The sequence below is a fragment of the Nonomuraea sp. NPDC003709 genome, assembly GCF_040610775.1.
In the GTDB taxonomy this organism is placed as follows: Bacteria; Actinomycetota; Actinomycetes; order Streptosporangiales; family Streptosporangiaceae; genus Nonomuraea; species Nonomuraea angiospora_A.
On sequence record NZ_JBEXMW010000002.1, the window covers coordinates 447315 to 469698 of the forward strand.

Consider the following 22384-nt stretch of genomic DNA (forward strand, 5'->3'; position numbering starts at 1 on the left):
CTGGGGTCGTAGCACCGGCTCATGTATGCCGGCCAAGATGCCACCCGAGCCAGACGCGCCCGCACCCCACAGCCCATCACCATGCTGGTGCACCCGGCATACCGGGCCGAGAGCGATAAATCTGGGAGGAACCGATGAACGTCGATCTTCGGGGGCGAATCACACGATGGCGACAGGCCGCCGCGGACCGGCGCGCCGCCAACGCCGCGGCCAACCTGGACCGGCAACCCCCGTTTCCCGGACGATGGGTGAGCGCCGTCTCCCTGATCGGCGGCCCCGCCCTCATCATGACCGGGACTGTCCTGCGCTCCCCGTTCTACTACTTCGTTCCTTACCAACTGGCCGCCTACGCCCAGCACCCCGCGCTCATCAGGGTCGCCTATACCTGCTTCGCCGCGGGGTTCGTCCTGCTGTGGCCGGCGGTCATGACGCTGGCGCAGAGGATCGCCGCCACCAGCCCGCTGTGGGGCCTGTGGGGCGGCTGCCTGGTGATCGTCGGCCTGTTCACCCGGACCTTCCAGTTCGGCACCGATCACCTGGCCTTCTATCTGACCGACAGCCTCGGCCTGCAAACGATGCTCAAGGGCATCGACGATTATTACCTGGCATGGCGGGACGCGATCTGGAATCCGTTCAGGGCCATATCCGGACCGGCCTTCTTCGGCTGGGTCGTGCTGGCCGTCGGCGCCTACCGCTCCGGCGCCCTGGGGCTGGGCCGCTCGGTCGCGCTCGGCCTGATGTCGGCGCTCGCGCTCGGGACGCTCAAAGGCACCGAACCGCAGTCCTTCATCGCCGTGGGCGGCCTCTGCGTCGCCTTCATCCCCCTGGGCATATCCCTGCTGCGCAGCGGTCCTCCGCCGACCAGACGCGCCATGTTCTGGATCGTCGTCCTCATCCTCGTGCACATCCTCATGACGGCCTACGGCCCAAGGGGATGAGGACCCCGACCCGGAAAGGTGCCTCGCACCCGTAGGCGGTTCCGCGGCCGGTCAGCGTTCTGGTGGACGTCCGCCCACGGCGTGGAGCGCGTCGATGTACCCGCCGCCGACGTCGAACCGCGTGATGTCCGCCGTCCTGGTCGTGGAGCGCGTACGCGCCCAGTCCGCAGCCGGGCCGATCTCCTGGAGACGCAGCCGTTTCCCCCGGTCGATCCCTCGGGCGCGGCCGATGTAGCAGACGTGGGGGTCGACCCTCTCGACGTGCACGGCCATGAGAGGGAACGCCGTGGTCAGCGTTTGGATCAAGCCCTTGGTGTAGTCCAGGTCGGCGCCTGCCGGCAGCCGGGGACGTTCCCCGCGCAGCGCCAGGGCTCGATGGGCCACCATCGCGCCCTTCCAACCGGAACGGGTGGCATGGGCGATGTCGCGCAGCCGCACGGCCGAGTAGCCGTCCAGCCGGTACTCGTCGGAGATGGTGTGCAGAAGCACCCATTTGCGGCCGATGCCCACCACATACGCGTCGAGCCGATCGGCGCCGTCGATGTCACGGCTGACTCGCACCGGCTTGCCGGAATCTCTCGCCCTCGTCAGGGCCTCGAGGATCTTCTTCGCCATGAGCAGAGATCGTCCCATTCTGGATGCCTGGACAGCTAGAAGAGGGTCAGCGGGTCCGCGGGCTCGGGTTCGGGGAGCGGGGTCAGGCCGGGGAGGCGGGCGCGTACCGCCTCGTGGAAGTCGCGGGCCAGCTTCGGCGCGTCGGCGTTGTCCGGCGTGTGCACGAAGAACGTGGGGGAGCGGCCCTCGCGCAGCCAGTCCGTGACGACGTCCAGCCACGGCCGCCAGCCCTCGACGGTGCGGGCCTCGGTGTCCCGGCCCAGGTAGCGGACGATCGGGTGGCCGGTGAGGGTGCGCGTGCGGCGGGGCACGCGGGGCTTCTTGGTCCACGCGTCGCGCTCGGCGTCGCTGGTCGGCGGGCTCTGGAAGAGCGTCGTGGTGTCGAACGGGACCCACTCGGCGTCCGCGGCCGCCAGGACGCGCTCCAGGAGCCGTTCGGATCGCTGGTCCTCGAAGAAGGCGCGGTGGCGGACCTCGACGGCGTACCTGTGGGAGCGGGGGAGCCGGTGCAGGAAGGCCGCGAGGGTGCCGAGGTCGGTGGGGGAGAAGGAGCCGGGCAGCTGGATCCAGAGCGCGTGGGCTCGCGGGCCCAGCGGCTCGATCGCGTCCAGGAAGGCGTGGAGGTGCTCGTCGGCGCCGGTCAGGCGGTGCTCGTGGGTGATGGGCTTGGGGAGCTTGACGACCATGCGGAAGTCGGGGGCGGTCTGGCCGGCCCACGACTCCACCGTGGCGCGCGTGGGGGTCGCGTAGAAGGTCGTGTTGCCCTCCACCGCGTCGCACCAGGTCGCGTACGAGCGCAGGCGCTCCCTGGGCGGGAGGTGGCCGGGGAGGAATCGACCTTGCCACCGCGCATGAGTCCACATCGCGCATCCCACGTGAAGCCGCATGCTCTCGACGGTATCGGAGATCCGTTGAGACGCTGTCATGGTCATCGACGGGCGAAAGGAAGGGCAATCCATGCCTCGTGTCCGACTGCTTCTCGTGATCGTCCTCATCGCGGTGGGCGCCGTGGCCGCGCCCGCGGCGGCCGCGCAGGAGTTCCGCGTGCTGCAGCTCAACCTGTGCCACAGCGGCGTCAACACCTCCTGCTTCAACGGCGCCGCCACCCTCCAGGAGGCGAACGCGGTCATCGCCGCCAAGCAGCCCCACGTCGTCTCCCTCAACGAGATCTGCAGGAACGACCTGCCCCAGCTGGCCCCCGCCATGGGCAGCGGTTTCTCCATGTTCGCCCCGGCCCGCCGCCCCGATGGCACGCCCGTGCGCTGCACCAACGGCGACGAGTACGGCAACGGCCTGATCTTCCGCTCCCCGGTCACCGGGACCGTCTTCTCCGGCCAGTACGCCACCCAGGACAGCGGCAGCGAGAAGCGCGTCTACGTGTGCGCCGAGTTCGCGGACCTCGTCGGGTGCAGCACCCACCTGTCGACCACCGGGAACGTCGCCATGGCCCAGTGCAAGGCGGCGATCGCCCTGCTGCGCGACCGGGCCGTCGCGGGCCGGCAGACGTTCCTGGCGGGCGACTTCAACCTCAAGTACGCCCCGCTGATCGGGCCCGATGTCCAGGACTGCAACGCCGCGCCCTTCTTCAGGAAGGGGGACGGCAGCGTGCAGCACGTCTTCGCGGCCAACCTGGGCTTCGTGCGGACGGAGGTGACCCGCATGACCTACACCGACCACCCCGCCCTGCTCGTCGTGCTGACGCGGCCCTGAGGCGAGGTTGTCATACGAGTGATGGCTTCGTATGATGACTGACAACATCGCCGCCTACCCTCTTGGACCGCCCATGGCCGCCGACCGCATCCGCCACGTCTCGCTCTCCTCCGTCACCCTTCCGCTCGACGTCCCCATCAGCGACGCCAAGGTGCTCACCGGGCGGCAGAAGCCGATGACCGAGATCGCCTTCCTCTTCGCCGAGATCACGACCGAGGACGGTCACGAGGGCACCGGGTTCAGCTACTCCAAGAGGGCGGGCGGCCCCGCGCAGTACGCCCACGCCAAGGAGGTCGGGGCCAACCTGATCGGCCAGGACCCCTCCGACATCGGCAAGGTGTACGACACCCTGCTGTGGGCGGGCGCCTCGGTCGGCCGGTCCGGGGTCGCCACGCAGGCGCTGGCGGCGATCGACGTCGCGCTGTGGGACCTGAAGGCGAAGCGGGCGGGGCTGCCGCTGGCCAAGCTGCTGGGGTCCTATCGCGACTCGGTCCGGACGTACAACACCTCGGGCGGCTTCCTGCACGCGCCGATCGAGGAGGTCAAGGCCCGCGCCACCCAGTCGCTCAAGGACGGCATCGGCGGGATCAAGATCAAGGTCGGGCAGCCCGACACCAAGGAGGACCTGCGGCGGCTGGCCGCGGTGCGCGAGCACCTCGGCGACGACGTGCCGCTCATGGTGGACGCCAACCAGCAGTGGGACCGGCCGACGGCGCTGCGGTTCGGGCGGGCGGTGGAGGAGCTCGGGCTGGTCTGGATCGAGGAGCCCCTGGACGCCTACGACGCCGAGGGGCACGCGCAGCTCGCCGCCGCCCTCGACACGCCCATCGCCACCGGCGAGATGCTCTCGAGCGTCGCCGAGCACGTCCGCCTCATCGAGGCCCGCGCCGCCGACATCATCCAGCCGGACGCCCCGCGCGTCGGCGGCATCACACCCTTCCTGCGCCTGGCCACCCTCGCCGACCACGCGGGGCTGCAGCTGGCGCCGCATTTCGCCATGGAGATCCACCTCCACCTGGCCGCCGCCTACCCGCGCGAACCCTGGGTCGAGCACTTCGAATGGCTCAACCCGCTGTTCAACGAGCGGCTCGAGACCCGCGACGGCCGCATGATCGTCCCTGACCGGCCGGGGCTCGGGTTCACGCTCAGCGAGCAGTGCCGCAAGTGGACCGTGGACAGCGTCGAGTTCGGGAAGGCCTGAGACCGATGGGTGACCGTGTCGCGTCGGTGCGGTTCGGGCATTACGCCGTGCCGCTGGCGCATCCGGTGAGCGACGCCAAGGTCGCGACGGGGCGCCAGCGACCCCTGTCCCAGATCGACGTGCTGACCTGCGAGATCACGACGGACGAGGGGCTCGAGGGGCTCGGGTTCTCGTACACGACGCGGGCGGGCTGCCGCGCGCAGTTCGCCCACGCGAAGGAAATCGGGGAGAACCTCCTCGGCCGGGATCCGTCCGACATCGGCAGGTTGTACGACGTGCTGCTGTGGGCGGGGGCGTCGGTCGGGCGTTCGGGGGTGGCCACGCAGGCGCTGGCGGCCGTCGACGTCGCGCTGTGGGACCTGAAGGCGAAGCGGGCGGGGTTGCCGCTGGCCAAGCTGCTGGGGTCCTATCGCGACTCGGTCCGGACGTACAACACCTCGGGCGGCTATCTGCAGGCTCCGGTCGAGGAGGTCAAGGAGCGGGCCCGGCAGTCGCTGAACGACGGCATCGGCGGGATCAAGATCAAGGTGGGGCAGCCCGACACCCGGGAGGACCTGCGGCGGCTGGCCGCGGTGCGCGAGCACCTCGGTGACGACGTGCCGCTGATGGTGGACGCCAACCAGCAGTGGGACCGGGCCACGGCGCTGCGGTTCGGGCGGGCGGTGGAGGAGCTCGGGCTGGTCTGGATCGAGGAGCCGCTGGACGCCTACGACGCCGAGGGGCACGCGCAGTTGGCCGCCGCACTCGGCACGCCCATCGCCACCGGTGAGATGCTCTCCAGCGTGCCCGACCTCGTGCGGCTCATCGACCTTCGGGCCGTCGGCTTCCTGCAGCCCGACGTGCCGCGGGTGGGCGGCATCACGCCCTACCTCAAGGTCGCCGCGCTGGCCGATCACGCGCAGCTGCAGGTCGCGCCGCACTTCGTGATGGAGATCCACGTCCATCTGGCCGCGGCTTACCCGCGCGAGTCCTGGGTGGAGCACATCGAGTGGCTGTCGCCGCTGTTCGAGGAGCGGCTGGAGATCGAGGGAGGGGGCATGCGCGTCCCGGACCGTCCGGGCCTCGGCCTCAGCCTCGCCGACGGGGCGGCGGCCTGGCGGCTCGATCAGGTCGAGTTCGGCGTGGCCGGGGCTGGGCGGTCCGATCGGGGCGAGTTCGGTGCGGTTGCGGGCGGGCGGTCCGATCGGGGCGAGTTCGGTGCGGTTGCGGGCGGATGGTCCGGCCGGGTCGAGTTCCGTGCGGACGCCGGGTAGGTTGTCAGCCGTGCCGCCAGATCAGAGGCTCGACCGCGACAGCGGGCGCGGGCTCGCGCATGAGCTCGTCGAACGGCTCAAGGAACGCATCCTCGCCGGCGAGATCGAGCCCGGCCAGAAGCTGCCGACCGAGTCCTCGCTCGTCGAGGAGTTCGGCGTGAGCCGTACGGTGGTCCGCGAGGCCATCTCGCGGCTCCAGGCGGCCGGGCTGGTCGAGACGTTCCAGGGGCGGGGCTCGTTCGTGCTGGCCTTGCCCGCCTCCACGGCCTTCTCGGTGGAGCCCTCGCAGATCCGCAGCCATCGCGACGTCCTCGACATGATCGACTTCCGGATCGGCGTCGAGTCGGAGTCGGCGGGGCTGGCCGCCGAGCGCCGCACCGATCTGCAGCTGAAGGCCATCGAGCGGGCCCTGGTCGACCTCGGGCGCTCCGGCGAGCAGCCCAGCAGCGCCGTCGAGGCCGACTTCCAGTTCCATCTCAAGATCGCGCTGGCCTCGGGCAACCGGTTCTACTCCGACTTGCTGGCGTCCTTCGGGCCCATGGTGATCATGCTGCCGCGCACCCGGCTGGAGCACGCGTACACCGTCTCCAACGCCACCCACCTCACCCGGGTGACGCTGGAGCACGAGAACATCTACCGCGCCATCGCCGACCGGGACGCCGCGGCGGCGCGGGCCGCGATGCGGCTGCACCTGTCCAACTCGCGCGCCCGCCTCCAGGCCCCGTAGCCGGTCAGGGGCGGGTGGGTTCTAGCGGCGGGCGACCACCGGTAGGCGTGCTGCGGCTGCGTGTGTCCGGTTCCGCGCGTCCGTCTTCGGGCTTCGTGGCGGGCGGTTGGCGGTGGGGCGGGATGCGGCTGTGCGTCCTGCCCCGCGTGCTCGTCTCCAGGCCCAGTGGTCGTCGGGTTACCAGCGGGCCGTGTTGGGGGTGAAGCCGGGCTCGACCGTGCGCATGTACGCCGTGTCCTCGCGCCCGCGCTGCCCGCACCGCACGTACTGCTCGTGCAGGGCGCCCAGCGCGTCCTCGTCCAGCTCCACGCCGAGCCCCGGCCCGGCCGGCACGGCCACGCTGCCGTCGCGGAACTCCAGCGCCCCCGGCCTGATGACCTCCTCGGTCTTCCACGGGTAGTGGGTGTCGCAGGCGTAGGTGAGGTTCGGGGTCGCGGCGGCCAGGTGGGTCATCGCGGCGAGGCTCACGCCGAGGTGGGAGTTGGAGTGCATCGACAGCCCCATCCCGAACGTCTCGCAGATGCCCCCCAGCAGGGCCGAGCGGCGCAGGCCGCCCCACAGGTGGTGGTCCGAGAGGACGACCTGCACGGCGTCCGCGGCGACGGCGGGCTTGAGGTGCTCGAAGGCGATGACGCACATGTTCGTGGCCAGGGGCAGGTCGGTGTGCTCGGCGACCCGCGCCATGCCGTCGATGCCGGGCGTCGGGTCCTCGAGGTACTCCAGGACCCCGGCCAGCCGGTGCGCCACCTTGATCGAGGTGTCCACGGTCCAGGCGCCGTTGGGGTCGATGCGCAGGGCATGAGAGGGGAAGGCGGTGGCCAGTGCCTCGACGGTCTCGACCTCGTGGCCGGGCTCGAAGACGCCGCCCTTGAGCTTGATGGCGGTGAAGCCGTACTCGTCGACCATCCGCCGGGCCTGGGCGACCATCTGCTCGGGCGTGACGCCCTCGCCCCACGAGTCCTCGTCCTGGCCCGGGTGACCGGCCCACTTGTAGAACAGGTACGCGGAGAACGGCACCCGGTCGCGTACGGCGCCGCCGAGCAGGTCGCTGACCGGGCGGCCGAGCGTCCTGCCCTGCAGGTCGAGCAGCGCGACCTCGAAGGGCGCGGCCACGGTGTCCACGGCGCTGGAGACCTCCAGCATCCCGCCGAAGCTCGCGCCCGCGCCGCCGGTGGAGCGGCCGAGCGTCTCCTCGACGACGCGGCGCAGCCCATGGGCGTCGAACACGTCCAGGCCGGGCAGCGCGGCGGCCACGGCGTCGAGCCGGTCGAGATGGGCCTGGTCGGCGTACGTCTCGCCCAGCCCCACCAGCCCCGAGTCGGTGTGCACCTGGACGATCGCGCGCAGCACGAACGGCTGGTGGACGCCGACGACGTTGAGGAGGGGCGGGTCGCGGAAGGCGACCGGCGTGACCGAGACGCGGCTGATCCGCCCGCCGTCAAGGCTCATCGGGGTGCCTTCACCGTCAGCACCGGCACGCTGGCCTCCATGAGGATGCGCTGCGCCTCGCTGCCCAGGATGAACTTGCCCACCAGCGACCGGTGCCGCAGCCCGATGACGATGAGGGTGCCGCCCGTCTCCTTGACGAGCTCCTCGAACGTCTCCGGCAGGTCGTCGTCGTGGAGCGGCTGGCGTACCTCGGCGTCCACGCCGGCGGCCCGCGCCCGGGCGAGCAGCGCGGTCGAGGCGTCGTCGTCGATCTTGTGCTCGTCGACGGGGGCGCCGCGGCGCGGGGAGTTCACGATGATCACGCGCTCGGAGCGCAGCGCGCCCTCGCGCAGACCCGCGTCGACCGCGGCCTCGCCCTCGGGGGTGGGCAGGTAACCGACGAGGATCGTCATGGCGTCTTCTCCTCAACTGGAACGCGGTCCGCGGCGGCGGTCTTGCGGCGTACGGCTTTGCGGATGAGCGGCAGGACGGCGACGAGCACCACCAGGGCGAGCACCGTGCCGGAGATCGGGCGGGTGAGGAACCCGGTCGGGTCGCCGCCGAAGATGAGCAGCGCCTGGCGCGACGAGTTCTCGATCATCGAGCCGAGGACGAACGCGAGCACCAGCGGCCCGGGCTCGAACCCGAACTTCTTCATCAGGTAGCCCAGCAGGCCGAAGGCGATGACCAGGAAGATGTCGTACACGTTGTTGTTCACGGTGTACGCGCCGAGCAGCGTGATGAGCACCGTGATCGGGGCCAGGATGGCGGGACGCACCCGCAGGATCTTCACGAAGACGCCGACCATCGGGATGCTCATGATGAGCAGCAGGATGTTGCCGATGTACATCGAGTTGATGACGCCCCAGAAGACGTCGGGGTGCTCGGTGACGAGCTGCGGCCCCGGCTGGATGCCCTGGATGAGCAGCGCCCCGAACATCAGCGCCATCGTCGCGTTCGCCGGGATGCCCAGCGTCAGCAGCGGGATGAACGATGACGTGGCGGCGGCGTTGTTGGCGGTCTCGGGAGCGGCCACGCCCTCGACGGCGCCCTTGCCGAAGCGCTCGGGCTGCTTGGCGCGGCGCTTCTCGAACGCGTACGCCGCCAGCGAGGACAGCACCGCGCCGCCGCCGGGCAGGACGCCCAGCACGAACCCGATGACCGAGCCGCGCCCGATCGCGCCCTTGGCCTGGCCGAGGTCCTGGCGCGACGGCCACACGTTGCCGACCTTGGCCGGCGCGTGCACCTGGTTGTGCCGCTCCTCGAGGTTGTAGAGGATCTCGCTGAGGCCGAACAGACCCATGGCGATCGGGATGAAGTCGATGCCTTCGGCGAGGTTCAGGCTGTCGAAGGTGAACCGCTCGGCGCCGGTGAAGGTGTCGCGGCCGACGGTCGCGATGAGCAGGCCGACGCAGGCCGCGATGATCGCCTTGAGCTTGTTGCCGTTGCCGACCGAGGAGATCAGCAGCACGCCGAGCACGCCCAGCGCCGCGTACTCGGGCGGGCCGAAGTCGAGCGCGAAGCCGGCGACGACCGGGGCCAGGATCGTCAGGCCGATGATCGAGACGGTGCCGCCGACGAAGGAGCCGATGGCGGCGATGCCGAGCGCGGTGCCCGCCTTGCCCTGTCTGGCCAGGGCGAACCCGTCGAAGACGGTCACGACGGAGGACGCCTCGCCGGGGAGGCGGAGCAGGACCGAGGTGATGGTCCCGCCGTACTGGGCGCCGTAGAAGATGCCGGCCAGCATGATGATCGCGGAGACCGGCCCGATGCCGTACGTGATCGGCAGCAGGATGGCGATCGTCGCGCCGGGCCCGAGGCCGGGCAGCACGCCGATGAGCATGCCGATGATCACGCCGATGAGGCAGTAGAGCAGGTTGGCCGGCTCCATGACGACGCCGAAGCCGTTGAGGATGGGGGAGATGTCCATGGGGTCTTCTCAGATGAGGCGCGGGAGCGGGACCTGGAGCAGCACGACGAAGAGCAGGTAGAACGCCGCCACCGTCAGCACGCTGACCACGATGGAGGTGCGCCACGACTCTTTGCCCAGCCAGCGCAGCCAGACGAACACCAGCAGCAGGGAAGGGATCTCGAAGCCGATCAGCGGCAGCAGCCAGGCCAGCATGATGAGCGTCACCAGGCCGGCCGCGGTGAGCAGGCTCGCCTTGGAGAACCGCTCGGTGTCCTCGAGCTTGCGGCCGGTGACGACGAGCACCGCCGACAGCACGACGATGACGACGCTGATGGCGAACGGCCACAGGCCGGGGCCCGGCTGGGTCATGCGGCCGAGCCCGAGCGCGAGGGAGCCGATCGCCCCGGCGACGCCGACCGCCAGCGCCACCAGGGCCGCCGAGATCTGCGAGAGAGGGCCGGCGTGCGGTGGCCGGGTGTCGTCGGCGACCTCAGGGCCGGACTCGAGAGGGCCGGCCTCAAGAGGGTCAGACATGGACATGCTCGCTCCTAGGGGACTATCCGGCGAGGCTGATGCCGTACTTGCTCAGCTGCTCCTTGTACGTGGCGGTGTCCTTCTGCAGGGAAGAGAGCACCTCCTGCGGGGAGACCTCCATCGGGGTGAGCGAGTTGTCCTCGTTGAACTTCTTGTACTCCGGCGTGGCGAACGTCTTCTTCGCCGCGTCCAGCAGGCGGGTCTTGACGTCCTCGGGCGTGCCCTTGGGCGCGGTCAGGAAGCGGTACTGCGTCACCAGGACGTCGAAGCCCTGCTCCTTGGCCGTCTTCACGTCCGGCAGGAAGGGGATGCGCTGGTCGGAGAAGACCGCGAGCGGGACGAGCTTGCCGGCCTTGATGTTCTCGATGGCCTCGCCGATCTGCATGGTGGAGACGTCCACCTGGTTGCCCAGCAGGGCGGTCAGCGCGGGGGCGCCGCCGTCGAAGGGCACGGCCGTGGCCTCGATGCCGGCGGTCTTGAAGGTCAGCGCGGAGGCGAGCTGGGCTCCCGTGCCGACGCCGGTCGTGCCGTAGCGGATGGTCTTGCCGGCCTTCTTCATGTCCTCGATGGACTTGTAGCCGGACTGGGAGTTGGTCGCCATGACGTAGTCGTCACGCGAGACGCCGGTGATGACGTCGAACGAGTCGATCTTCGTGGCCTCGGCGGGGGAGACCGTGAGCGGCGTGATGGTGAACAGGGACGCGTTCTGGACGGCGATCTTGTAGCCGTCGGCCTTCGCGGCCTGGAGCTCCTTGGCGTTGAGCGCGCCGTTCGCGCCGGGCTTGTTGAGCACCGGGGCGGAGACGCCGAGGTCCTTGCCCATGCCCTGGGCCAGCGCCCGGGTGATGAGGTCGGTCGAGCCGCCCGCGGACGCGCCCACGCTGAACTCGATGTTGCCCGTCGGATATTTACCGTCACCGCCGCCGGAGGACGTGGTCTTGACGCCACCGCACGCCGTCAGCGCGAGCGCGGCGGCGCCGCCGATGACACCCGCGAGAAGGCGGCGGCGGGTCGTCCGTGATGTCGGCATGGACTTCTCCTTATGTGCGAGCGGCGTCTATGGAGGTTACGGGGTTGTTTCCGCTCTGTAGTCTCCGGAGACTAGGGACCTGCCTCGATGCCTGTCCAGGCTCAATTCGGTATCAGGTGATACTCTGCGGGCATCATGCTAACACTGGATCAGATCCGGGCATTCGTGGCGGTCGCCGAGGAGCTCCACTTCGGCCGGGCCGCCGATCGGCTACGCATGACGCAGCCGCCGCTCAGCCGCCACATCCAGAAGTTGGAGCGCGCGATCGGCGTGACCCTCCTGGAACGCGACAACCGGCGCGTCGTGCTCACCGACGCCGGGCGCGGCTTCCTGGAGGACGCGCGGCGCATGCTCTCCCTCGTCGACACCGCGGGCGACCGGGCCCGCCGCATCGCCAAGGGCGCCACGGGCACCGTACGGCTCGGCTTCACCGCCGTCTCGGCCATCAGCATGCTCGGCACGATCCTGCGCCGCCTCACGGAGCAGTTGCCGGAGATCGACGTCATCCTCCACGAGCGGGTGACCGCCGGGCAGGTGGACGGCATCCTGCGCGGTGAGCTCGACCTGGGCCTGGCCCGCCCGCCCTTCGACATCGCCACGCTCGACTCCCGCGTGGTCTTCCGCGAGCCGCTGTGCGCGGTGGTCCCCGTCGGCCATCCGCTGGCCGGCCTGGGGCGGCCGCTCGCGCCCGACGACTTCGACGGCATTCCGGTCATCAGCTACAACCCCGTGCAGTCGCGTTACTTCCACGAGCTGACCGTCCGCTTCCTCACCAACGCCCACCCCAGGATCGAGCAGCAGGTGCACCAGATCCTCACCGCCGCCCTGCTCGTGGCCGCCGGCCGGGGCGTGGCGCTGGCGCCGGCCAGCGCCCGCTCGCTCGGCATCGACGGCATCGTCTTCTGCGACCTGGTACGGGGCGGCGGCGACCCGCTCGACGAGGGTGACGGCGTCGCGGGCAAGCCGGTGGAGCTGCACGTCATCTGGGACCACGGCTCCACCAACCCCGCCCTGTGGCGCGTTCTGGAGCTGCTGCCCGATCCCGGGCGTGACGATGCTCGTTCGGTATCGCCAGATACAGAATCGGGCTTGGACAGGAATCCACCCTCCTTCCTAGCCTGACGGCATCAACCTTTACCGGCGGTGCGGGGGATCCCACGGGCCGCGTGTCAACAGAGGACGGTCATGCCGAATTTCTCGCCCCAGGAGCTCGCCGCCCAGCTCAAGAGCGGCCTGCTGTCGTTCCCTGTCACCCATTTCACGCAGGAGCTGGAGTTCGACGAGGCGGGTTACCGTGACCACCTGTCCTGGTTGAGCGCGTACCCCGTGGCCGGGCTGTTCGCCGCGGGCGGCACCGGCGAGGGCTTCTCGCTCACCCCCGCCGAGATCGACCGGGTGGTGCGGGCGGCGGTTAGCGAGGTGAACGGCAGGCTGCCGGTCGTGGCCCCCGCCACCGGCGGCACCGCGAACGCCGTCGCGCAGGCCCAGGCCGCCGAGGCCGCCGGGGCCGACGGGCTGCTGCTCATGCCCCCCTACCTCACGGAGGCCGGGCAGGCGGGCCTGGTGGAGCACGTCTCCGCGGTGTGCCGCGCCACCGACCTCGGTGTGATCGTCTACAGCCGGGCCAACGCGATCCTGAACGACCGCTCCGTCGAGGCCCTGGCCGACCGCAACCCGAACCTCGTCGGGTTCAAGGACGGCGTCGGCAGCATCGAGCACCTCACCCGCATCTACGCCACCGTCGGCGACCGTCTGGCCTACATCGGCGGCCTGCCCACGGCCGAGACGTTCGCGCTGCCGCTGCTTCAGCTCGGCATGAGCACGTACTCCTCGGCGATCTTCAACTTCGTCCCGCAGTACGCGCTCGACTTCTACGCCGACGTCCGCGCCCAGAACCGGGACGCCGTCTACCGGCGGATCAAGGAGTTCGTGATCCCGTACCTGGACATCCGCGACCGGCAGAAGGGGTACGCCGTCTCGATCATCAAGGCGGGCCTGGCCGCCGTCGGGCGCCCGGCGGGCCCCGTCCGGCCGCCGCTGCAGAACCTCACCGACGGCGAGTCCGCCGAACTGGCCGCCCTCATCAACAAGATCAGCTAGGGCGCCATGTCTCCCACCATCCAGCGCGTCGAGGTCGTCCCGGTGGCCGGGTACGACAGCATGCTGCTCAACCTCAGCGGCGCCCACGGCCCCTTCTTCACCCGCAACATCGTCATCACCACCGACTCCGACGGGCGCACCGGCCTCGGTGAGGTGCCCGGCGGCGAGGCGATCCGGAGGACCGTCGAGGAGGCGGGCGCGCTGCTGGCGGGCGAGCCCGTGGCCCGGTACCGCAGCCTGCTGCGGTCGGTGTCCGAGCGGTTCGCCGACCGGGACGCGGGCGGGCGCGGCGCCCAGACCTTCGACCTGCGCACCACCGTGCACGCGGTCACCGGCCTGGAGTCCACCCTGCTCGACCTGCACGGCCAGTACCTGGGCCTGCCGGTGGCCGACCTGCTCGGCGAGGGCCGCCAGCGGGACCGGGTGCCGATGCTGGGCTACCTCTTCTACGTCGGCGACCCGGGCAGGACCGACCTGCCCTACCGGGTGGACGACGCGGGCGAGGACCGCTGGTCGCGGCTGCGCCGCCAGGAGGCGCTCACACCCGACGCGGTGGTCGCGCTGGCCGAGGCCGCCCAGGAGCGGTACGGCTTCGCCGACTTCAAGCTCAAGGGCGGGGTGCTGACGGGCGAGGAGGAGATCGAGGCGGTCACGGCGCTGGCCCGCCGCTTCCCCGAGGCGCGCGTCACCCTCGACCCCAACGGAGGCTGGCTGCTCGCCGACGCCGTACGGCTGTGCCGCGGGCTGGGCGGCGTCCTGGCCTACGCCGAGGACCCGTGCGGGGCCGAGGGCCGCTTCTCCAGCCGGGAGACGATGGCCGAGTTCAGGCGGGCCACCGGGCTGCCCACCGCGACGAACATGATCGCCACCGACTGGCGGGAGATGGCCCACGCCGTACGCGCCGGCGCGGTGGACATCCCGCTGGCCGACCCGCACTTCTGGACCATGGCCGGGTCGGTCCGCGTCGCCCAGCTCTGCCACGACTTCGGGCTGACCTGGGGCTCTCACTCCAACAACCACTTCGACATCTCGCTGGCGATGTTCACCCATGTCGGGGCGGCGGCCCCGGGGGAGATCACGGCACTGGACACGCACTGGATCTGGCAGGACGGCCAGGCCCTGACGACCAGCCCGTTCCGGATCACGGACGGCGCGATCGAGGTGCCGACGACCCCCGGGCTCGGCGTCGAGCTCGACCGCGCGGCCCTGGCCGAGGCCCACGAGCTCTACCTGCGCCACGGCCTCGGCGCCCGCGACGACTCCGTGGCCATGCAGTATCTGCTGAAGGACTGGGTCTTCGACCCGAAGCGCCCCTGCCTCGTCCGCTGACGACTTCGGCAGGTCCCTGCCGACAGGCCCATGGCGGCTGGCCTAGTGTTGGCCTCATGGGCATGGTCGGTACGGTCGGGCTGGTGCTGCACCCACGGCGCGACTCGAAGAAGGCGATAGACACCATCCTGCGCTGGGCCGGTGACAAGGGCGCCACCGTGCTCGGGCTGCCCGAGGAAGTGGGGCGGATCGACTGCTCCGCCGTGGCCGTGGACGCCGAGGCCCTCGTCGAGCGGGCCGACCTGCTGGTCGGGCTGGGCGGCGACGGCACGATGCTGCGGACCATGCGGCTGCTGGCCGGTCGGCCCACCCCCATCCTGGGGGTCAACCTCGGCAAACTCGGCTTCCTGGCCGAGATCGACGTGGACGAGCTGGCGGACACGCTGTCGGCCATCGACGCCCACCGCTACACGATCGAGCCGCGCATGGCGATCAAGAGCCGGCTCGGCGGCGCGGACGTGACCGCGTTCAACGACATCGCGCTGGTCCGGATCCCCGGGGAAGGGCTGGCCGCGATCGCCGTCACCCCGGCGGGCAGCGACTTCGTGCGTTTCGCGGCCGACGCGGTGATCGTGGCGACCTCCACGGGCTCGACCGCCTACAGCTTCTCGGCCGGCGGTCCCATCGTGTCGCCCCGGGTGGAGGCGGTGCTGGTGGTGCCCGCCGCCGCCCACTCGTCGTTCAACCGGGCGCTGGTGCTGCCCGCCGACGAGGAGGTCACGCTGGAGGTGCTGCCCACCAGCGGGCGGCTGGCGGTGGAGGTCGACGGGGCCGTGGTGACCCACTTGTGCCCCGGCGACACCGTCACCGTGGCCGCGTGGCCGGGGGCGGCGAAGGTCGTGCGGCTGGGGACCACGTTCTACGAGCGGGCCCGGCGGAAGCTGCGGGTGGACGGCAGCGCCGAAGCCCTCTGACGGGCGGCCGCGATCAGGTGCGCGTCCGCCGGCGGTGCCGGGCCGGGCGCTCGCCCGCGTGTTGGGCGGGGTCGTGCTGGTGGGCGTGCGGCGTGAAGAAGCTCTCCTGCTCGTCCTGCCGGACGGGAGGCTCGTGGGCGTCCTCCTCCGGGTGGTGGCGGGAAGCCGTCAGGGCCGCCAGCGCCGTGGTGATGGGCACGGCGGCGATGAGCCCCAGCGTGCCGACGATGCTGCGGACGATCTCCTGGGCGATGACCGGCGTCGTCAGCACGTCCCCCAGTGGCTGCTGCCCGATGCTGAACAGCAGCAGCAACGGCAGCGACGCCCCCGCGTACGCCAGGATGATCGTGTTGATCACCGACGCGATGTGCGCCCGGCCGATGCGGCCGGCCGCCCGGTAGAGGCGGGCGAAGCCGTACGAGGGGTTGGCGTGGGCCAGCTCGGCCACCGTGACCGCCTGGGTGACCGTGACGTCGTCGAGCACCCCCAGCGCGCCGATGATGATGCTGGCCAGCAGCAGGCCCTGGGTGTCGATCTTCAGGCTCATGTCCAGCGCCAGCGCGCTGTCGTCGGTGATGCCGTTGAGCCGGGCGAACCCCAGCGCCCCGTACGACAGCAGGCCCGTCAGCGCCAGGCTGGCCAGCGTGCCCAGCACGGCCATCGACGTGGCCAGCGAGAAGCCGTGCGTGAGGTAGAGGACCAGCAGCATGATCGCCGAGGCCCCCACGATGGCCACCAGCAGGGGCGGCTCGCCCTCCAGGATGCCGGGGATGACGAACGCCAGCAGCAGCACGAACGTCACCGCCAGCCCCACCAGCGCCGTCACCCCGCGCCAGCGGCCGAAGGCGATGACCGCCAGCGCGAAGGCCGCCCCGAACAGCCACAGTGGCGTCGACCGGTCGTGGTCGGAGATCTGGTGCTCGCCGTCCGCGTCGCGCAGCAGGATCACGTCGTCGCCCGCGGCGAAGTGCTGGGCCCCGGGCCCGCTGGGCAGCCGGAGCGTGACGCTCTGGCCACCCTCGACGCGGACGTCGGCGTTGCCGCACGTGGCCGGGTCGGGCTGGGGCGCGCCTTCCGAGGCGGCGGGGCACTTCTTGAGCGTGACACCGGTGATCGTCCCGGTGACCCGCTGCACGCTGGACTGCTCACCGGATTGGGCGGTGCCGGTGCTCACCTTCCCGTCCGGCCAGAGCCACAGCAGGCCGGCGAGGGTGATGATCGCCAGCGGCACGAGCACGGCCAGACCGGCCATCACCGTACGCCGGGAGCTGGGGGGATGCCCGTGATTGGCGCCCATGGCTGACGACAGTACTGCACCCCGGTCCCCTGGGTAGGCGTAAAAGCATGTCGTGGCTGGTGGGCACTTCGGGGTGGCAGTACAAGGACTGGCGCGGGGTGCTCTATCCGCAGGACGTTCCGCAGCGGCTCTGGCTGGAGGAGTACGCGGCCGAGTTCCCGACCGTCGAGAGCAACAACGCGTTCTACCGGCTGCCGAGCCCCGAGACGTTCGCGGCCTGGCGGGACCGCACGCCGGACGGGTTCGTGATGGCGGTCAAGGCGAGCAGGTTCCTGACCCACATCAAGAGGCTGGCCGACCCCGAGGAGCCGGTGGGGCGCCTGATGAGCCGCGCATCGGAGCTGAAGGACAAGCTCGGGCCGGTCCTGCTGCAGCTGCCGCCCACGCTGAAGGCCGACGCGGACCGGCTCGACCGATGCCTGCGCTGCTTCCCGGCGGGCGTCCGGGTGGCCGTGGAGCCGCGGCACGAGTCGTGGTGGACGGAGGACATCCGGGAGCTGCTGAGCGCGCACGAGGCCGCGCTGTGCTGGGCCGACCGGCTGGGAAAGCCGCAGAGCCCGCTCTGGCGCACGGCGGACTGGGGTTACGTGCGCCTGCACGAGGGGCCGTCCGGCTGGTCGTACGGCGACACCGCGTTGAAGACGTGGGCGAAGCGCCTGCATGAGGCGGGCTGGCGGGACGTCTACGTCTATTTCAACAACGATCCTGGGGGAGCGGCTGTGCGTAACGCGAGACGATTTGCCAGACTCGGCTAGTGCACACACGTCTGTACAGGAACGGCGCCCTCGAGAAGGAAGGCTTCCCGATCGAGGAGGTCTCCGACTATGTGGAGGATCCCGGCAACACGGTCTGGTTCGACCTGTGCTGCCCCTCGCCCGCCGACCTCGGCGTGATCAGTGAGGAGCTGGGACTGCACGAGCTGGCGGTCGAGGACGTGCTGTCCGACCATCAGCGGCCGAAGGTCGATATATACGACAATCACTTGTTCATCACTGTCTATGGGGTGCACTTCGACGACGGGCAGCTCGACCCCGTCGAGGTGAACATCTTCGTCACCAGGAACGCCCTGGTCACCGTCCGCGAGAACGACCACTTCGACATCCGCGACGTGGTCAAGCGCTGGGACGCCAACACCCGGCTGGCCGGCCACGGCGTGTCGTTCCTGCTGCACGGGCTGCTCGACTACGTGGTCGACAGCCAGTTCGACCTGGTGCAGGACCTCGACGCGCAGGCGGAGGCGCTGGAGGAGTCGCTGTTCGACGAGGACGGCCCCCATGACGGCAGGGCGCTGCAGCGCAGGATGTACGAGCTGCGCAAGGTCACCGCCCGGCTGCGCAAGATCTCGATGCCGATGCGCGAGGTGGTCGGCACCCTGCTCCACCGCGACCAGGACTTCATCGCCGAGCCCGCCATGGTCCCCTACTACCAGGACGTCAACGACCACGTGCAGCGCGTGGCGGAATGGGTGGAGACCATCCGCGACATGCTCGCGAACGCCCGCGAGACCCGCCTCGCCCAGCAGGGCTTCCGGCTGAACGAGATCATGAAGCGGCTCACCAGCTGGGCCGCGATCATCGCCGTGCCCACCGCGATCACCGGCTACTACGGGCAGAACGTGCCCTACCCGGGCGAAGGGCAGCCGTGGGGGTTCTGGATCTCCACGATGCTGGTGGCCGGCCTGTCGGTGATGCTGTACGTGGTGTTCAAGAAGAAGGACTGGCTGTGAGCGCCCTCGGGGCCCATCGCAGCGCGGCCAGGTCGTAGGGCGGGCCGCAGGGCCCGCTCCGCGCGTCCGGCCGCTCCTCCACGGCCAGCCGCACCCGCGCGGCGCCGGCCGCCGGAAACAGGGGCAGGCAGCGGCCGCCCGAGATGAGGGTACGGCGGCCGATCGACGTGGTGAGCAGGGACAGCTCCTCGTACGTGGCGGGCACGGCCAGGCGCAGCACCCACATGCCCTCCGGGGTCCGCACCCGCGTCCCGTCGAGCGCGTAGTACTCCAGCACGCTCTCGTTGGTCGAGACGACCGCCCGCATGGTGAACCGGCGGCCCTCCACGGTGAACACCTCCGCGGAGGGCGCCCGGTAGATCGAGTGCACGTACCCGATCGAGAAGGCGCCCGCGACGACGGGCAGGCCGTTCACGGTGAGGAGGCCGGCGCTCCCGCCGGAGCAGAGCGCCACCACCACCGTGAGCGCCGCCGCGAGGGCCGCGAGCAGTCTCGTCAGGCCTTTTCCTTGTAGTAGCGGGCCGCGCCCGGGTGCAGCTCGACCGGCGCCACCTGCTGGCCCAGCATCACGTCGAGCTTCTTGGCCTCCGGATGCACGGCCGCCAGCTCGGCCTTCTTCTCGAACAGGGTCTTGGTGATGTCGTAGGCGAGCTGGTCGCTCATCTTGTCGGGCACCAGCAGCACGTTCGCGATGCCGACGGTCTTGATCGAGCCGGACAGCTTGTAGAGGGACAGGTCCACGTCGAGGCCGACGTACTGCTGGCCGTACGTCGACTGCATGGTCGTCAGCACGTCGCTCGTGTCGAGCACCTTCACGTCCGGCTTGCTCGTGGCCAGGTCGGTGATACCGGCCGTGGGCAGGCCGCCGACCCAGAAGAACGCGTCGATCGTGCCGTCCTTGACGGCCTGCACCGACTCGTTGATCGACAGCTGCTGCTTGGTGATGTCGTTGTCCGGGTTGATCCCGGCCGCCTGAAGGACCCGCCTGGCCACGACCTGGGTGCCGGAGTTGGCCGGGCCGAGCGAGACGCGCTTGCCCTTCAGGTCGGCCACCTTGGCGGCCCGGACGCCGGGCGCGACGACGAGCTGCGTGTAGTTGTCGTAGATGCGGGCGATGGCCTTGATGGGCTGCTTCGCGGTGAAGGTGTCCTTGCCGTTGACCGCGTCGGCCGCCGTGTCGGACTGGGAGAAGCCGATGTCGGCCTTGCCGGAGGCGAGCAGCTTGATGTTCTCGACGGAGGCCGAGGTGACCGACGCCGTGGCCTGGGTGTTGGGGATGTTGGCCGACAGCAGCTTGGCCAGGCCGCCGCCGTACACGTAATAGACGCCCGTCGTGCCGCCCGTGGCGATCGACAGCCGGTTGCCGGATCCGCCCGCGCCACCTCCGCCGCAGCCGGCCGCGGTCAGGACGGCGACGGCCACTATCGCAAAGATCCGCTTCACGCTGGGTCCCTTCTCCTGCTTCTGACGAGGTGCACGGCTACGGCCACGGCCAGGACGGCCAGACCGGCGACGATGGGAACGGGTTCGAGGAAGAGCAGCAGCACCGCGGCGATCGCCGCGAGCGCGCGCTCGGGCCATCCGCTCATGCCGCCGGTCGCCAGCGCGAGGGCCGCCACGGCGACGGCCGAGACGGCCGTCATCAGCAGCACGGTGCCGATCGGCCCCTGCCCGAGCAGCGCCTGCCCGTTGGGCGTCAGCACGAAGGCGAACGGCACCAGGAACGCCGGCAGCGTGTAGCGCCAGGTCATCATCATCGTCTTGTACGTGTTGCCGCCGGTGATCGCCGCCGCCGCGACCGCGGACAGCGCCGTGGGCGGGCTCACCTCCGACAGGACCGCATAGTAGAAGACGAACATGTACGCCTCGGCCTGCGTCACCCCGAGCGTCGTGAGCGCCGGGCCGATGATCACCGCGGCGATGATGAAGCTCGCGGTCACCGGCACGGCCAGGCCCAGCAGCATGACCGCGATGCCGGACATGAGCGTGGTCAGCACGAGGTTGCCCGCGGCGAAGTCCACGATGATCGCGCTGAGGTTGAGGCCGAGGCCGGTCTGCGTGATGACGCCGACGATGATGCCCGCCGCCGCGCACACCGCGGTCACCGGCAGCACCTCCAGCGTGCCCTTGGCCAGCGCCTGCCCGACGCGCTTGGGGCCCATGCGGTGCTGCGGGTCGAGGAACGACAGCGCGAACGCGATGGCGGTGGCGATCACCACGGACTGGAACGCCGAGCGGTCCAGCGCCATCAGCACGATGATGAGGATGAGCGAGCTGAAGTGGTAGCCGAAGCGCAGCAGCAGCTTGCCCGCCTTGGGCGCGTCCACCTGCACGGCGTGGGTGCTGAAGCGGCGCGAGTCGATCTCGATGGCCAGGAAGATGCCCAGGTAGTACAGGAGCGTGGGGATCGTCGCGTACAGGAGCACCTCGAGGTAGCTGACCCTCAGATACTCCGCGATGATGAACGCCGCCGCGCCCAGCGTGGGCGGCGACAGGATGGCGCCGATGCCGCCGGCCGCGAGGATGCCGCCCGCCGGCTCCTTCGGATAGCCGGCCCGCCGCAGCACCGGCCAGGCGACGCTGCCCAGGCTGACCGTGGTGGCCACGCCGGAGCCCGACACGGTGCCGAGCAGGAAGCCGGCCGTGGTCACGGTACGGCCGGGGGCGGCGCGGGACTTGCGGAAGGCGGCGAAGCTCAGGTCGATGAAGAACTTGCTCGCGCCCGAATAGTCGAGCACGGCGCCGTAAATCGTGAAAAGGATGATGTAACTGGCGGCCACTTGCATGGGGACGCCGAAGAAGCCCTCGGTGCCGGTGAAGAGCTGGGACACGATTTGGCCGAGGTCGAAGCCGCGATGCCCGATAGTCCAGTCAATCGGCAAATATGCGCCGTAATAGGCATAAATCAGGAAAACTATGCAGATGATGGTCAGGGACCAGCCGACGGTGCGCCGTACCGCCTCCAGGAGCAGCACCGTCAGCGCCAGGCCCGCCACGACGTCGAGGTCCGTCAGCGCGGCGCCGGAGCCCCGATTGCGGAACCCGTCGATGTCGAGCAGCGGGTAGACCAGCACGGCCAGCGAGGCGGCGGCGAGCAGCCAGTCGGCCACGGACGGCCGCTCGGACCGCCGCGTCCCCTCCGGCTCGCCGTCCGCCGGTGTTTCAGGGGACGGGCTCGCGGCGGTGCCGCGCCGGAACAGCCGCGGCAGGAATGACGACCAGCCCGACCGGTAGCAGAGGAAGACCAGCGGCAGCGCCACCGCCAGGAACGTCATCCGGTGTTCCAATGCCTCCACCGGCCGGAACACCACCACCAGCGAATAGACCGACAGCAGCCCGCCCACGATCCACACGCCGAGCCGCAGAGGCCCGCCGAGTTGCCGCGCCGGGCGTTCCTGTTCGTGCGCGGAAACAAGCTCGGCCTCACGGTCGCTCAGCTCGGTCAAGACACATCCTCCCCCGACACGGCGTTGCAGCGGACTTTACGAGCCGGTTATGCGCGGAGGGAAGGGGCCGTTATCTATTCGATCTCCAAGCCCCGGAACAAAGGTCGCGAATCCGCTCGCCGCCCCGCGGCGAGCCTGGGGCGCCCCGATCCCGGCGGCGGTGGGCCCCTCACCGGCGCGTCCGGGTGCTCGTGAAAAAAAGTTTCAAGAGGACCTCAAGGTTT

22 protein-coding genes are annotated in these 22384 nt (G+C 70.5%); 11 read left to right on the forward strand and 11 right to left on the reverse strand.

All coding sequences use genetic code 11. The features are described from left to right. Positions 1 to 134 precede the first annotated feature (134 nt). Positions 135 to 938, forward strand: coding sequence for a hypothetical protein (locus ABZX61_RS06585; protein ID WP_355192049.1), 804 nt, complete (start codon positions 135 to 137; stop codon positions 936 to 938). Positions 939 to 989: 51 nt separating this feature from the next. Here ABZX61_RS06585 and ABZX61_RS06590 read toward each other — a convergent pair whose 3' ends face one another. Next, positions 990 to 1553, reverse strand: coding sequence for a hypothetical protein (locus tag ABZX61_RS06590; protein WP_350726560.1), 564 nt, complete (start codon positions 1551 to 1553; stop codon positions 990 to 992). Between the two features lie 35 nt (positions 1554 to 1588). Next, positions 1589 to 2440 (reverse strand): DUF72 domain-containing protein, encoded by an 852-nt coding sequence (locus ABZX61_RS06595; RefSeq protein ID WP_355192051.1) that lies wholly within the window; start codon positions 2438 to 2440, stop codon positions 1589 to 1591. Positions 2441 to 2510: 70 nt separating this feature from the next. Here ABZX61_RS06595 and ABZX61_RS06600 point away from each other — a divergent pair, with 70 nt between their 5' ends. The 4 genes from ABZX61_RS06600 to ABZX61_RS06615 all read left to right on the forward strand — a co-directional run bounded on the left by ABZX61_RS06600 (position 2511) and on the right by ABZX61_RS06615 (position 6444). Beyond that, positions 2511 to 3263 carry an endonuclease/exonuclease/phosphatase family protein gene (locus ABZX61_RS06600; RefSeq protein ID WP_355192053.1) on the forward strand — a complete coding sequence of 251 codons (753 nt, stop codon included), beginning with the start codon at positions 2511 to 2513 and terminating at the stop codon, positions 3261 to 3263. A 73-nt stretch (positions 3264 to 3336) separates the two neighbouring features. Continuing rightward, positions 3337 to 4464, forward strand: a complete 1128-nt coding sequence (locus tag ABZX61_RS06605) for a mandelate racemase/muconate lactonizing enzyme family protein (RefSeq protein ID WP_355192712.1) — start codon at positions 3337 to 3339, stop codon at positions 4462 to 4464. 5 nt (positions 4465 to 4469) lie between these two features. Next, positions 4470 to 5717, forward strand: coding sequence for a mandelate racemase/muconate lactonizing enzyme family protein (locus ABZX61_RS06610; RefSeq protein ID WP_355192055.1), 1248 nt, complete (start codon positions 4470 to 4472; stop codon positions 5715 to 5717). Positions 5718 to 5727: 10 nt separating this feature from the next. Further along, the gene (locus ABZX61_RS06615) at positions 5728 to 6444 is read left to right on the forward strand and encodes a FadR/GntR family transcriptional regulator (protein WP_192792423.1); all 717 of its coding nucleotides are present in this window, start codon (positions 5728 to 5730) and stop codon (positions 6442 to 6444) included. A 177-nt stretch (positions 6445 to 6621) separates the two neighbouring features. Here the strand turns inward: ABZX61_RS06615 and ABZX61_RS06620 are convergent, their stop codons facing one another. From ABZX61_RS06620 to ABZX61_RS06640, 5 genes are read right to left on the reverse strand one after another with little or no spacing between them, the layout of a single operon-like run. Continuing rightward, a complete protein-coding gene (locus ABZX61_RS06620; protein WP_355192058.1) occupies positions 6622 to 7893 on the reverse strand; it encodes a glucarate dehydratase family protein in 1272 nt (423 codons plus the stop codon). After that, on the reverse strand, positions 7890 to 8285 hold the full coding sequence (locus ABZX61_RS06625; protein WP_350726569.1) for a universal stress protein: 396 nt from the start codon (positions 8283 to 8285) through the stop codon (positions 7890 to 7892). The genes ABZX61_RS06620 and ABZX61_RS06625 overlap by 4 nt, the downstream gene beginning before the upstream one ends. Then, positions 8282 to 9802: a tripartite tricarboxylate transporter permease gene (locus ABZX61_RS06630; protein WP_350726571.1), complete on the reverse strand. Its 1521-nt coding sequence runs from the start codon at positions 9800 to 9802 to the stop codon at positions 8282 to 8284. The genes ABZX61_RS06625 and ABZX61_RS06630 overlap by 4 nt, the downstream gene beginning before the upstream one ends. A gap of 9 nt (positions 9803 to 9811) precedes the next feature. Next, entirely contained in the window at positions 9812 to 10318 is a 507-nt protein-coding gene (locus ABZX61_RS06635; protein WP_350726573.1) for a tripartite tricarboxylate transporter TctB family protein, read from the reverse strand. A 22-nt stretch (positions 10319 to 10340) separates the two neighbouring features. Further along, a complete protein-coding gene (locus ABZX61_RS06640) occupies positions 10341 to 11348 on the reverse strand; it encodes a tripartite tricarboxylate transporter substrate binding protein (protein WP_355192061.1) in 1008 nt (335 codons plus the stop codon). A gap of 135 nt (positions 11349 to 11483) precedes the next feature. Between ABZX61_RS06640 and ABZX61_RS06645 the strand changes: the two genes are divergently transcribed. From ABZX61_RS06645 to ABZX61_RS06660, 4 genes are all read left to right on the forward strand, one after another. Beyond that, complete coding sequence (locus tag ABZX61_RS06645) at positions 11484 to 12470, forward strand: LysR family transcriptional regulator (protein WP_355192063.1); 987 nt, start codon at positions 11484 to 11486, stop codon at positions 12468 to 12470. Positions 12471 to 12533: 63 nt separating this feature from the next. Continuing rightward, entirely contained in the window at positions 12534 to 13448 is a 915-nt protein-coding gene (kdgD, locus tag ABZX61_RS06650) for a 5-dehydro-4-deoxyglucarate dehydratase (RefSeq protein WP_355192065.1), read from the forward strand. Between the two features lie 6 nt (positions 13449 to 13454). Beyond that, positions 13455 to 14777: an enolase C-terminal domain-like protein gene (locus tag ABZX61_RS06655; RefSeq protein ID WP_355192067.1), complete on the forward strand. Its 1323-nt coding sequence runs from the start codon at positions 13455 to 13457 to the stop codon at positions 14775 to 14777. Between the two features lie 56 nt (positions 14778 to 14833). Next, a complete protein-coding gene (locus ABZX61_RS06660) occupies positions 14834 to 15691 on the forward strand; it encodes an NAD(+)/NADH kinase (RefSeq protein WP_355192069.1) in 858 nt (285 codons plus the stop codon). Between the two features lie 13 nt (positions 15692 to 15704). Here the strand turns inward: ABZX61_RS06660 and ABZX61_RS06665 are convergent, their stop codons facing one another. After that, positions 15705 to 16988 carry a YibE/F family protein gene (locus ABZX61_RS06665; RefSeq protein ID WP_355192071.1) on the reverse strand — a complete coding sequence of 428 codons (1284 nt, stop codon included), beginning with the start codon at positions 16986 to 16988 and terminating at the stop codon, positions 15705 to 15707. A gap of 47 nt (positions 16989 to 17035) precedes the next feature. On the opposite strand from ABZX61_RS06665, the gene ABZX61_RS06670 reads away from it, so the two are divergent. Continuing rightward, positions 17036 to 17743: a DUF72 domain-containing protein gene (locus ABZX61_RS06670; RefSeq protein WP_355192073.1), complete on the forward strand. Its 708-nt coding sequence runs from the start codon at positions 17036 to 17038 to the stop codon at positions 17741 to 17743. Positions 17744 to 17877: 134 nt separating this feature from the next. Then, the gene (locus ABZX61_RS06675; protein WP_355192714.1) at positions 17878 to 18714 is read left to right on the forward strand and encodes a magnesium transporter CorA family protein; all 837 of its coding nucleotides are present in this window, start codon (positions 17878 to 17880) and stop codon (positions 18712 to 18714) included. Here ABZX61_RS06675 and ABZX61_RS06680 read toward each other — a convergent pair. The 3 genes from ABZX61_RS06680 to ABZX61_RS06690 are packed head-to-tail and all read right to left on the reverse strand — an operon-like array spanning position 18692 to position 22160. After that, on the reverse strand, positions 18692 to 19174 hold the full coding sequence (locus tag ABZX61_RS06680; RefSeq protein ID WP_355192075.1) for a DUF1850 domain-containing protein: 483 nt from the start codon (positions 19172 to 19174) through the stop codon (positions 18692 to 18694). The genes ABZX61_RS06675 and ABZX61_RS06680 overlap by 23 nt on opposite strands. Positions 19175 to 19209: 35 nt before the next feature. Beyond that, positions 19210 to 20157 (reverse strand): TAXI family TRAP transporter solute-binding subunit, encoded by a 948-nt coding sequence (locus tag ABZX61_RS06685; protein ID WP_355192077.1) that lies wholly within the window; start codon positions 20155 to 20157, stop codon positions 19210 to 19212. Further along, on the reverse strand, positions 20154 to 22160 hold the full coding sequence (locus tag ABZX61_RS06690; RefSeq protein WP_355192079.1) for a TRAP transporter fused permease subunit: 2007 nt from the start codon (positions 22158 to 22160) through the stop codon (positions 20154 to 20156). The genes ABZX61_RS06685 and ABZX61_RS06690 overlap by 4 nt, the downstream gene beginning before the upstream one ends. Positions 22161 to 22384: the final 224 nt, after the last annotated feature.